The organism is Clostridium akagii DSM 12554 (assembly GCF_000686725.1).
Taxonomy (GTDB): domain Bacteria; phylum Bacillota; class Clostridia; order Clostridiales; family Clostridiaceae; genus Clostridium_I; species Clostridium_I akagii.
Genome location: NZ_JMLK01000029.1, coordinates 1 through 11703, shown reverse-complemented (window position 1 = coordinate 11703; position 11703 = coordinate 1). Strand labels below are relative to the sequence as shown.

Below are 11703 nucleotides of genomic sequence, written 5' to 3'. Positions count from 1 at the left end.
AAAAATCAAGGGGGAAAAGTATATGAATAAGGAACAAATGGATAGAATTCACACTGGAAAAGGATTTATTGCTGCATTGGATCAGAGTGGTGGTAGCACTCCAAATGCACTTTTGCAGTATGGTATTTCAAAAGACAGTTATTCCAATGATGAAGCAATGTTCAAATTGGTACATGAAATGAGAACACGTATTATAACAAGCCCTGCATTCAATTCTGAGCATATTTTGGGTTCCATCTTATTTGAAAATACTATGGACCGTAAGATTGGTGATAAATTTACAGCGGATTTTCTTTGGCAGGACAAAGGTGTTGTGCCTTTTTTAAAGATTGATAAAGGACTTGCTGAAGCTGAGAACGGTGTTCAACTTATGAAATCAATTCCCAATTTGGATGAATTATTAAAGCGTGCCATTGAAAAAAATATATTTGGAACAAAAATGCGTTCGGTGATTAAAGAAGCCAATTTAGAAGGAATTAGAAAAATAGTTGAGCAACAATTTGATATTGGCAAAACAATAGCTGAAGCTGGGCTAGTTCCAATTATAGAACCAGAGGTTGATATCCATAGTGCGGATAAGGAAAAATCAGAAGGAATATTAAAATCTGAAATTTTCAATCAATTAGCTAGCCTTGACAAAGACGTAAAAGTAATACTTAAACTTTCAATACCAACAGTAGATAACTTTTATAAAGAGTTAATGGATGATACCCATGTTGTAAGAGTAGTAGCTTTGTCAGGAGGGTACACTCAAAGTGAAGCAAATGAAAAACTTGCACATAATAACGGCTTGATTGCTAGTTTTTCCCGTGCATTATCCCAAGGACTTACTGCTCAGCAAACAGATAAAGAATTCAATTTGATGTTATCTAATTCAATTAGTTCAATTTATGAAGCATCCATAAAATAATTAGATTTTAAAATTAAGACTGTACGTAAATAGTGCAGTCTTTTTTGTTTTAGAAAAGTAGTAATTATAAAACATTATTAATATTGAGGCAGGTGAGCAAAGGCTTGAATCGAAGATATAGAGATATTTTAAGTATAATTTTAAATACAGATTATTGTATTACTGGCAATGAATTAGCCAGACTTTGTACTGTAAGCATTCGAACAATAAGACAAGATATTAAAGAAATTAATGTTTTATTAAAAAAATACAATATAGAGATAGATTCTGGTATAAGAAAAGGTTATTTCCTTAACAAAAATAATAAAGAAATCTTGAAGGAAAATAATATTATAAGAAAAGTGTTGGATTATGAATATATAATTGAAATACCTAATTTACCTTTAGACAGACAGATGTACATAGTTCTAAAATTGATAACCAAAAATTGTATTGATGTGGAGGAATTATCAGAATCATTATATGTATCTGAAGCTACTGTAAATAAAGATATTGTTCTTATTAACAAGTGGTTAAAAAAAGATTTAAAATTAGGAATAAGTTATTCTTTAAATAATGGAGTTAAACTTGAAGCAAATGAAAATGAAAAAAGAAATATTATCAGTTGGGTTTTATCTATGAAGACTAATGTAAGCACTATATCCAAATATTGGAGTTATTTATTTAAGGAGAAGGATGTTATTATAGAGACTAGATCTAGAAGTCTTTACCATATCGTCAGTATTGAAACTAAAAAATATGATTACTATTTATCAGGTCATAGTGCCCAAATTTTATGCTATGAAATATTAGTTGCAGTTAAGCGATATCAATTAGGTTTTAATTTGAATGATGCAGATGATATAAGTGGTAATCTTATGCCAGTAATGATTGCTATACGAAAAAACGTAGAAAAAGAATTAGGGGTAAATCTATCAGAGATAGAATGGCTGAATTTACAACAGTATTTTAAATCAAAACAATTTCTTTATGGTTCAAATATTAGAAACATTGAAACAGAGGATGCTATTAGCATAGTAGATGAGTTTTTGAGAACTTTACATGATAAGTTTAAGCTAGATTTAAGGGCAAACCCAGTTAATAGGCAAAAGTTAGTTCTATATGTTGCACCAATGATAAATCGTTTAAAATATAGACATTGTATTGCTAATGGGATAAGCAAAAAGGTTACCCAAACCCATAAAATAGAATTTAAAATGGCCACTGAAATGACACATATTATTAAAAGAAAATTAAATTTGAATATGAATTTCATTGAGTTATCTTATATAACTATTCATTTAGTCACCATGTGCGGAATGTGGAAATATAAGTTAAATACTGCTATTGTTTGTGATTATGATGAGTCTATATTAAGTTTTATTAAAGATAAAGTTGGCAGTGCTTTTGGTGAAAAAATAAACGTTTTTAGAATTTATGATTATCAGGAATTTATGTATGAAAAAGAGGAAAACCTTAATGAGGTAGAGTTTATAATTACAACTTCAACAATAGCTGATATTACTAATATTCCTTTTATTAGAATAAATCCTGAAATTGAACAAAATGACATGGATATGATTTCAGAATATATTGATAATCATAAAGGTAACTAATAAAAATGCTAACATAAAACATTGCACCCTTTGCAGTGAAATACTCTAGTTTGTAGAAAGAATATTAGAATGAGTATAATGAAACTAAAGAAACATTAAAAGCAGCTAGCAATTTAGGAGTAAAGTGGTGATTATTCAATAATGAACTGTAAAAAGATATTAAATTAGGAGGTTAACTATGCTTACAATTGGTTATATTGGAAATGGTAAAAGTACTAACAGATACCATCTACCATTTGTGTTACAAAGAAATAATATTAAGGTGAAAACAATTTATCAAAGAAATCCTAAAAATGAAAAATGGAGCAGAATTGCTGGGGCAAAGTATACCTCTGACTTAGATGAACTATTAAATGATAAGGAAATACAATTAATTGTGGTATGTACACCGCATAATAGTCATTATGAATATGCAAAAATGGTTTTAGAACATAATAAACATTGTTTAGTTGAAAAGCCATTTATGGAAACCTCAAAAGAAGCAAAAGAAATATTTAATTTGGCAAAAGAAAAAGGTTTGATTGTTCAGACTTATCAAAATAGAAGATTTGATAGCGATTTTTTAACAGTTCAAAAAGTTATTGAGGAAGGAAAACTAGGTGAATTACTAGAAGTTGAGATGCATTATGATTATTATAGACCAGAAGTGTCTGAATCTATTAAGAGTTTTATTCCTTCCTTATCATATTTATATGGTCATGGTTGTCATACATTGGATCAAGTAATTAGTTATTTTGGTAAACCAGATAATGTTCATTATGATGTAAGACAATTATTAGGACCAGGTAGAGCCAATGATTACTTCGATTTGGATTTATATTATGGAAAGTTAAAAGTATCTGTTAAATCCAGTTACTTTAGAATAAAGCAAAGGCCAAGTTTTGTTGTATATGGTAAAAAGGGATGTTTTGTAAAACAAACAAAGGATCGTCAAGAAGAGCATTTAAAATTATTTTATATGCCTGAAAACAAGGATTTTGGTATTGATACGTTAGAAAATTATGGTGTTCTAACATATATGGATGAGGAAGGTGAGATGCACGAAGAAAAAGTAAAATCCGTTAACGGTGATTATGGAAGAGTATATGATGATTTATATGAAGCAATCATAAATGGTAAAGACAAAACTATTACTGATGAACAAACATTATTGCAAATGCAAATGTTAGAAACAGGAGTAAAGGATTTAAGGTAAACAGTAGAAGAAATCCATGCTGTGGATGGAGGGATAAAACGAAGTGAATGAAGATAATTTGAGAAAGTTATGTGCTGATAAAGCTATGGAGTACATAAAAAATAATACGGTAATTGGATTAGGTGCAGGACGAAGTATTAATTGTTTAATTGAGTTATTAAGTAGGGCTGTAGAAGAAAGCTTAAAAATCAAAGTAGTTACTCCATCAGATAATACAAAAAAACTTTGTATTCAGCATGGAATCGAAGTAATCCCAACATGTTTTGTAGAGGAAATAGATGTTGCTTTTGACGGATGCGGTGAGGTAGATGAAAACTTTTACGCTTTAAAAAGTGGTGGAGGTGTGCATACAAAGGAAAAACTAATTGGTTCAATGTCCAAGCAATACATTTTACTTGTGGATGAAGGAAAACTAACCAAACAATTAAGTTGTAGGTATCCTGTTTCATTAGAAGTAGTTAGGGATTCATTGGGTTATGTAAGCAAGATGGTTAGAATTTTAGGCGGTGACCCTGTAGTCAGAAGTACTAATAATAAGGATGGATATTTAATTACTGATGATGGTAATTTTTTATTAGATGTAAAATTTGAAAATGTAAAGGATTTTAACCAATTAAATGATGATTTGAATGATATTGTAGGTGTAATTGAGACTTCTTTGTTTATGAGAGAAGTGACGAAATTAATAGTGGCAGGAAAAAATGGTGTAAGAGTTATTTCCAAGGCATAAGTATTTAAAATATATTTAATTTTTAGATAAAAAAAGGGGGAATAAATATGAAATTGGGTATTATTGGAGCGGGAATGATAGTGAAAGATTTTTTGTCTATCACCTCACTTTTAAAAGATGTAGAATTAGAAGCAATTTGTGGTATACCACAAGATGAAGCGGTAATGACTAAATTTAAAAATGAATATGGAATTAAGAGTGTTTTATATAGTTATGAAGAGTTATTAAATACTGATTTAGATGCAATTTATATTGGGCTACCTAATAATTTACATTTTGGATTCGCAAAAAAAGCATTAGAGGCAAATAAGAATGTCATTGTTGAAAAACCATTCACATCAACATATGATGAAGCATTGATTTTAAGTGGCTTAGCTAAACAAAAACAGCTATTTATATTTGAAGCAATTACTAATCAATACCTTCCTAATTATAAAAAAATCAAAGAGCTACTACCAAAACTTGGGAGTATTAAAATAGTTCAATGCAACTATTCTCAATACTCAAGTAGATATAATAGTTTTAAAGAAGGAAAGATATTACCAGCATTTGATCCCAAATTTGCTGGTGGCGCATTAATGGATTTAAATATATATAACATTCATTATGTAGTAGGCTTATTTGGAAAACCTAAAAATATAGAATACTATCCAAATGTTGAGAGAGGAATAGATACTTCTGGAATATTAATATTAGATTATGGGACATTTAAATGTGTTTGTGTCGGAGCAAAAGATTGCAAAGCACCTATTGCTAATAATATTCAAGGGGATAAGGGCTGCATATATCAAGATACTCCAGCTAATGTTTGCCAAAGGTTTGAGTTATTGATGAATGATGGTACTAGTTATAAAATAAATGAAAATGATTATGAGCATCGCATGGTTAATGAATTTATTGAGTTTTTTAAGATGATAAAAAATAATGATTTGGAAAAATGTTATAAGATGTTAGAACATAGCTTAATCGTTAGTGAAGTCCAGACAATTGCAAGGCGCAAAGGTGGAATTATATTCCCTGAAGATAATAAAAAATAGGAATTTTGGAATGCTTCTCCTTATAGGCTAGTCTATAAGGAGATTTTTATTGGTTTTATATTGTTAATAGGTATAGGAAGAGTTTTAGATCGAGTAGGATAAATTCGTCACCCATATTCAAAAGTAATACAATGAATTTTGTTGAGAGGAGAAAAATTATGAATTTAGTATTAAAAATTATGGGACTAGTTTCAATTGTATTATTGATAAGTACAATCATTTGTGGGTTATGGATTAAGTTTCACCCTGTAGGAAATGACTTGAATTTTCATTTCAAACTTTCCATAATCACAGTAATATTAGCCCTTATACCATAATTTTATTTATGATATAATTACCAGTATTTAATTTCGTATTTGCATGGCATTAAAAGCACTGCAATAGAATTTAAATATGAAAGATGTTTTAATACGAAGAAAAATATTATTCAAAATAAGTATAATATTTTAACTAAGATTATAAAAAAACCACCCGTGGGTTAACGAGCGGTCCTTAGGTGGCTAGCACCTATTAAATTGTTTTAAAACTTCCGCAGTCTGTACATTCCGGTGTTTTAGCAACACTTTCATGTTTTACAACTTCAATTTTGTTTAGTGTACAAAAATTATCATCTTTACAATGATATTCACATTCATTTACTGAACAACCTATACAGTCATTATGTTTCATAAAAAAGTACCTCCCTTTATAAAATTATAAGATTATTATTAGCACAAATGAAAATAATTATTCAAATAATATAAAATTGTGACGTAGTTGTAATTAAGAGTGTACGAATTTTTTAGTGATAATTATTATAAGGGGGTGAATTGGGCGCAAAATACGAAATTAAATTTCTTGTGTATAAAGATTGATGAAATAATCAACTCACTATATAATGAACGTATAAAAAATTTTAATTTAATCTATGAAAGTAAATTCATAAATTTAAATTATGAGGTGATGAATTTGAGTAATATAAAATGGGCAATACTAGGACCTGGAATGATTGCATCAGAATTTGCTAATGCAATAACCGAAGTTAATGGGTCTGTATGGGCTGTGATTTCTTTAACTATGAGAGCAAAGCAACCTAAAAAGGGTGTTGTGGCAGGTGAAAAAGCATATATTACTGTGGATAATTTTCCTAGGGCAGACAAAGCAACTATAACCTATCCAGATGGAACGGTAGAAATCATAGAAGCAGGAGCAAGTAAAAAAGCTTTAATTTATGAAGTAGAAGATATGGAAAATTGTATAGCTAATAAAGATGGAAATAATACATTAAAACTATCTATGGATGTAATAGATATAATGGATAATGTTAGAAACCAATGGGGAATAAAATATCCATTTGAATAAGTTACAAACAAATGAAGGAGACATATAAGTTGGATAACAAGGGTAAAAGCGTATTAGATAAAATTTTTGCAGTATATGATAATTTGTATGAAGCAGAAAAAAAAATTGCAGATTATGTTATAAACAATCAAGAAGAAATTATTGATATGACTGTTTCAGAGTTAGCAGTTAAAAGTATTGTTAGTGAAGCTACTATAATTAGATTTTGTAAAAAATGCAAGTTAAAAGGATTTCATGATTTAAAAATAAACATTGCAAAGGAAATGGTAAATTCCGAAGAGATAAGCACATCAAACGATATAGATATAAAGAATATAGGACAGTCACTTAAAAATATATTGGCAAATAAGATTGAAGAGTTAAAACAAACTATCTCTATGATGAATGAAGATGTTATTAGAGAAATACTTACTATAATTAAGGAAGCAAGAATTGTTCAATTTGTTGCAGTGGGAAATACATTACCTGTAGCTCTAGATGGGGCATACAAATTCAACCAAATAGGAATATCATCTGTTGTAAATATAATTTGGGAAACTCAACTTGCATTTACATACACACTCACTGATAAGGACGTAGTTATAGCTATATCGAATTCTGGATCTTCAAAAAAGCTTTTATCTTTAGTTGATGTTGCAAATAAAAAACATGCTACTACTATCAGTATAACAAATCATGAAAACTCACCTTTAGCCAATAAATGTAAATATCAAATAAATACTGCTACAAGAGAAAAACTATTTATGGATGAGTTTAGTTTTTCAAGAGTTTCGGCAATGACGGTAATAGAAACATTATACTTGTTATTAACTGCAGAAAAAAGGGATGCATATAGCTAGATTAGTGAGCATGAACAGTCTATAGCAGAGGACAAGGTTTAAGTAAATATTAGATTATTATGTACCACTTTGTAAATCACAAGGCATTTATGCAAGGCAGTTCACAGAAATATGAATTGGCTTGCATTTTTATTTGTAATAGAATATATATAATTACAATAATAGTGTATAATAGTATAATACTGACAAGCATATATACTAGGTAACTATATAGTGTAGGAGTGAATATATAATGATTACTGAACTTTTTATTAATTCATGTATTTTAATAACCTTTATAAGTGTGTTTTATACTTTTATTCTTAATAAAAATATCTATCTCAGTACATCACCTTTTTTTAAAGTATTAGTTGGATTTTGGAGTGGTTTATTAGGGATCTTATTAATGCTGTTTAGCGTACCAATTAATCAGAATGTAATAGTTGACTTTCGTTATGTACCTATTATAATAGCCGCTATTTTTGGAGGAATATTATCACCAATTATGGCTTCAATTATCATTGGTGTTTTTAGTATTTTATATTTGGGTATTACTAAAGCCTCAATAGTTGCTTTAATAGATGTTTTTTTAATTGGAATTGGATGTAGCATTATTTCATCTACTAAAGCATTAAGAAAAATCAAATGGATTCATTCCATTGTATATTTAAATATAGTTACATCTATTTCCATGATAATTGTTATTAAGGATTCTAGAGTGCTATTTACAAGTTTGAGTGTATACCCAGTTGCAATAATACTTATGGCGTATTTTGTATTTAAATATACGGAATACTTAAGTAAATCTGTTAAAATTCATAGAACATTAAAAAGGCAAGCAACAGTGGATTTCTTAACTGGCCTAAATAATGTAAGGCAATTTAAAAAGGATTTAAACAATTTTTCACAGAGGGCAATAAGAAAAGGCAAAAAATTATCTTTATTATATTTAGATATTGATTATTTTAAAAAGGTAAATGATACATATGGTCATAGTTCAGGGGATATAGTACTTAGAAATTTAGCAATAATATTAAGGAGAACTTGTAGGAGCTTTGATATTATTTCTCGTAATGGAGGAGAAGAATTTTCAGTACTACTCTTAGATTGCTCAGGTTCTAATGCATTTAGAATTGCAGAAAGAATAAGAAAAAACGTGGAAGAAAATAAATTTCATATTTCTGATAAATCTATAATAAATTTAACAATTTCTATTGGAATTTCAACATACTCAGATATAACTGATAATATAGATAATCTATTCAAAAATGCTGATAATGCATTATATGAAGCTAAAATAACAGGTAGAAATAAAATTTGTATACATGATTTAAATAAACAAATAATTGATATTGGTATGTAATAAAAATAAAAGCTTATTTATCAAAAACTCCAATGTTTTTAAGTTTAGTATAATACCAATAGCCTGATAGATACGGTGGTATATAGGACAAGAATGTCCAAACAATATTCCAACCATTATCATAGGTTACAATTCCAAAAGTTAAGGCTAAATATTCCGCTACAGTAGTCATAAAAGTGAATATCATTATAAGTATATAGGGTGATACTTTTTTAATTTCAATATAATGTATTAAATAACATCCAAGTATGGGATATAAACCTAGATTTATTGACATGGTGGTGAGGTCATCCTTAATTTCTAAAGGTGCAAAACGATTAAAATTAAGGTGAAATAAAGCCTCATTTAGAGTATATGCCCATACTGACATAAAGGGGGCAATAACTAATAAGGTTTTTTTATCTTTTAAATAAAGGAATACACCAAATATCCAAGGAATAATAAATCCTAATATTATATTTAGAATCATATAATCATCTCCTAATTAATATTTAGTTCTATTATTACCTAAATAATTAGTTTCTATTAATATAAAGAAAATTATGATTTACCAATCAATGAATCATGTGGTATCATATAATTCACATGAATAAAGGGAGGCGCATATTTTATGAACGTTCAGCCAAAAGAAAAAATTGGTGCAGGAATAAAAGCAATTTCAATCATTACTATAGTGTTTTATTGTATTCAATTATTATATTCAGTATATGCATTAGTATTTAAAGACCAGTTAAATTCTCAGCTAGCACAGCAAGGAGTGAACACAACATTTTCTTTAAATGAAATTATAGTACCAATAATTTTTTCAGTACTTATGATAGTGTCTATTGTACTTATTCTATTAAAAAATACAATTGGTATTTTTGCTTATTATATTGTATATATTAGTAGTATAATATATACAATTTTCCAAAGTGGATTTAGTACTAGCATACTAATTGGATTAATATTACCAGTTCTTATGGCAATATTTTTATACCAAAAGAGGGCTATTTTTAAAGGCAAGGAAATAATATAGATCGGTCTTTGAAATGTAATAATAAGAAATGATTTTATTTGAAAGTTTTCAGTAGAAAATAAAACGATTTTTTATATGCACTTGAGTAAAATAATGAGGCTAAGACTATAGGTGAAGTTGTGTTCACTTATAGTCTTTTTCTTTTACCTAGAGTAATTATAAAAAAGGGTAATGGATGAAATGAAATAAATTAAATTTAATTTTCTACTATAATGTGAAATTAATGGTATACTGATTTCGTTGTTAGTTCTTTTAATATGTCTAAAGTGGGGTTAGACTGAAAAAATAATCTTTTTATAACTACTGTTAATTTTACATGGGATAAAAGAAATTAATACAAATTTTATTTTGCATTAATTTTAAAAATTAAACAAGGGGTGAAATATTATGTTTCTAAATAAAATGAAATTGTCAAATAAACTCAACGTAGGGTTTAGCATTATGTTTTTACTAGTTTTAGTGTTAGGAGTATTTTCATTTATAACTGTAAGTGTAATTGGAGCTTCTATGGATACTTTAGCTAATAAAGACAACAAAAAGCTTATTGAATCATATGAAATGAGGGGATATCTAAACGATAGCACAATTAGGTTATCCAACATATGTATAAGTGGTGACATAACATATATGAATTCTGAAAAAAAACTATTAGATAATGATATATCTTCATATAATAAAAGTAAGAGCATATTGAGAAGCCTTTTGGTTACAGCTAAGGGCAAACAGATAATGTCTAAAATTGATAGCACTGATAAAGTCTATTTTGCTACTGTAGATAGTTCATTAAAAGTCGGTATGGATACAGCTGTTACCAATGAACAACTACAATCTATTATTAATAATGTTAATAAAACTAAGAATGCAACTTCAATTAACATTAAAGATATGATTAATAATGAGCAACAGATTACTCAGAGTTTATCAACTAGTACAAAAGATGCTACAACTACTCTTGGAACACAGATAATTATTTTATTAATTATTTCTTTTATACTTGCAATTATTTTAGCTACAATAATAAGAAAATCAGTTACTAGTCAAGTAAAAGTCATTGCGGATGCAGCTTCAAAACTTGCAGATGGAGATTTAAATTTTGAGCTAAAATCAGTTACTAAAGATGAAATTGGTAAAACTATAGACTCTTTGAATACAGCAATTAAAAAATTAAATCTTAATCTTTCAGAGGTGAAAAAACAAAGTAAAAACGTATTCCAGGGCAGTGAAACTACTAATATAGCATTCATTGATATAAGTAGTAGTATTGAGCAAATTTCCGCAGCAACAGAAGAAATCTCTGCTTCTATGCAGGAATCTAGTGCTTCTGTAGAAGAAGTTACTTCTATGGCTGGTACTGTTAAAGAACAAGCCAATAATTCTGTTTTAAAGACTAAAGCAGGTCTTTCTATATCCTCAAATATACAGAAAAAAGCTTTGAAAATAAATGAAGATTCATCAAAATCAAAAGAAGCTGCTGAAAATATATTTAGAGATGCTAAAAAACAATTAGGAGAGGCAATTACAGCTTCAAAGGTTGTAAGTGATATATCACAAATGGCCGATGGCATATCAGCCATAGCAGAACAAACTAATTTGCTTGCGCTTAATGCAGCAATAGAAGCGGCAAGAGCTGGAGAACAGGGTAAAGGGTTTGCGGTTGTTGCAGAGGAAGTTAGAAAACTTGCGGAGCAATCTTCTA

The 11703-nt window shown here is 28.5% G+C and carries 13 protein-coding genes; 11 read left to right on the top strand and 2 right to left on the bottom strand.

Going from position 1 to position 11703, the window contains the following annotated elements; genetic code table 11:
- Positions 1–22: 22 nt before the first annotated feature.
- The 6 genes from BR66_RS0113575 to BR66_RS25720 all read left to right on the top strand — a co-directional run bounded on the left by BR66_RS0113575 (position 23) and on the right by BR66_RS25720 (position 5784).
- Positions 23–910, top strand: coding sequence for a fructose bisphosphate aldolase (locus BR66_RS0113575; RefSeq protein ID WP_026883417.1), 888 nt, complete (start codon positions 23–25; stop codon positions 908–910).
- A gap of 104 nt (positions 911–1014) precedes the next feature.
- A complete protein-coding gene (locus tag BR66_RS0113570) occupies positions 1015–2505 on the top strand; it encodes a BglG family transcription antiterminator (RefSeq protein WP_026883416.1) in 1491 nt (496 codons plus the stop codon).
- 178 nt (positions 2506–2683) lie between these two features.
- Entirely contained in the window at positions 2684–3700 is a 1017-nt protein-coding gene (locus BR66_RS0113565) for an oxidoreductase (RefSeq protein WP_026883415.1), read from the top strand.
- Positions 3701–3743: 43 nt separating this feature from the next.
- Entirely contained in the window at positions 3744–4430 is a 687-nt protein-coding gene (gene rpiA, locus BR66_RS0113560; RefSeq protein WP_026883414.1) for a ribose 5-phosphate isomerase A, read from the top strand.
- Between the two features lie 47 nt (positions 4431–4477).
- The gene (locus BR66_RS0113555) at positions 4478–5467 is read left to right on the top strand and encodes a Gfo/Idh/MocA family protein (RefSeq protein ID WP_026883413.1); all 990 of its coding nucleotides are present in this window, start codon (positions 4478–4480) and stop codon (positions 5465–5467) included.
- A gap of 158 nt (positions 5468–5625) precedes the next feature.
- The gene (locus tag BR66_RS25720) at positions 5626–5784 is read left to right on the top strand and encodes a hypothetical protein (protein WP_156946292.1); all 159 of its coding nucleotides are present in this window, start codon (positions 5626–5628) and stop codon (positions 5782–5784) included.
- A 193-nt stretch (positions 5785–5977) separates the two neighbouring features.
- Here BR66_RS25720 and BR66_RS25255 read toward each other — a convergent pair whose 3' ends face one another.
- Complete coding sequence (locus tag BR66_RS25255) at positions 5978–6136, bottom strand: DUF1540 domain-containing protein (RefSeq protein ID WP_084156522.1); 159 nt, start codon at positions 6134–6136, stop codon at positions 5978–5980.
- Positions 6137–6415: 279 nt separating this feature from the next.
- Here BR66_RS25255 and BR66_RS23885 point away from each other — a divergent pair, with 279 nt between their 5' ends.
- The 3 genes from BR66_RS23885 (at position 6416) to BR66_RS0113530 (ending at position 8989) form a co-directional block, all read left to right on the top strand.
- Positions 6416–6808 (top strand): hypothetical protein, encoded by a 393-nt coding sequence (locus BR66_RS23885; RefSeq protein ID WP_242841163.1) that lies wholly within the window; start codon positions 6416–6418, stop codon positions 6806–6808.
- An 11-nt stretch (positions 6809–6819) separates the two neighbouring features.
- Positions 6820–7647, top strand: a complete 828-nt coding sequence (locus BR66_RS23880) for a MurR/RpiR family transcriptional regulator (RefSeq protein WP_051624242.1) — start codon at positions 6820–6822, stop codon at positions 7645–7647.
- Between the two features lie 232 nt (positions 7648–7879).
- Positions 7880–8989, top strand: a complete 1110-nt coding sequence (locus tag BR66_RS0113530; protein ID WP_026883412.1) for a GGDEF domain-containing protein — start codon at positions 7880–7882, stop codon at positions 8987–8989.
- 13 nt (positions 8990–9002) lie between these two features.
- Here the strand turns inward: BR66_RS0113530 and BR66_RS0113525 are convergent, their stop codons facing one another.
- A complete protein-coding gene (locus BR66_RS0113525) occupies positions 9003–9458 on the bottom strand; it encodes a CBO0543 family protein (protein ID WP_026883411.1) in 456 nt (151 codons plus the stop codon).
- Positions 9459–9599: 141 nt separating this feature from the next.
- On the opposite strand from BR66_RS0113525, the gene BR66_RS0113520 reads away from it, so the two are divergent.
- Both BR66_RS0113520 and BR66_RS0113515 read left to right on the top strand, forming a co-directional pair.
- Positions 9600–10007 (top strand): hypothetical protein, encoded by a 408-nt coding sequence (locus BR66_RS0113520; protein WP_026883410.1) that lies wholly within the window; start codon positions 9600–9602, stop codon positions 10005–10007.
- A 387-nt stretch (positions 10008–10394) separates the two neighbouring features.
- A partial coding sequence (locus BR66_RS0113515) for a HAMP domain-containing methyl-accepting chemotaxis protein (protein WP_026883409.1) occupies positions 10395–11703 on the top strand: 1309 nt, incomplete at its 3' end.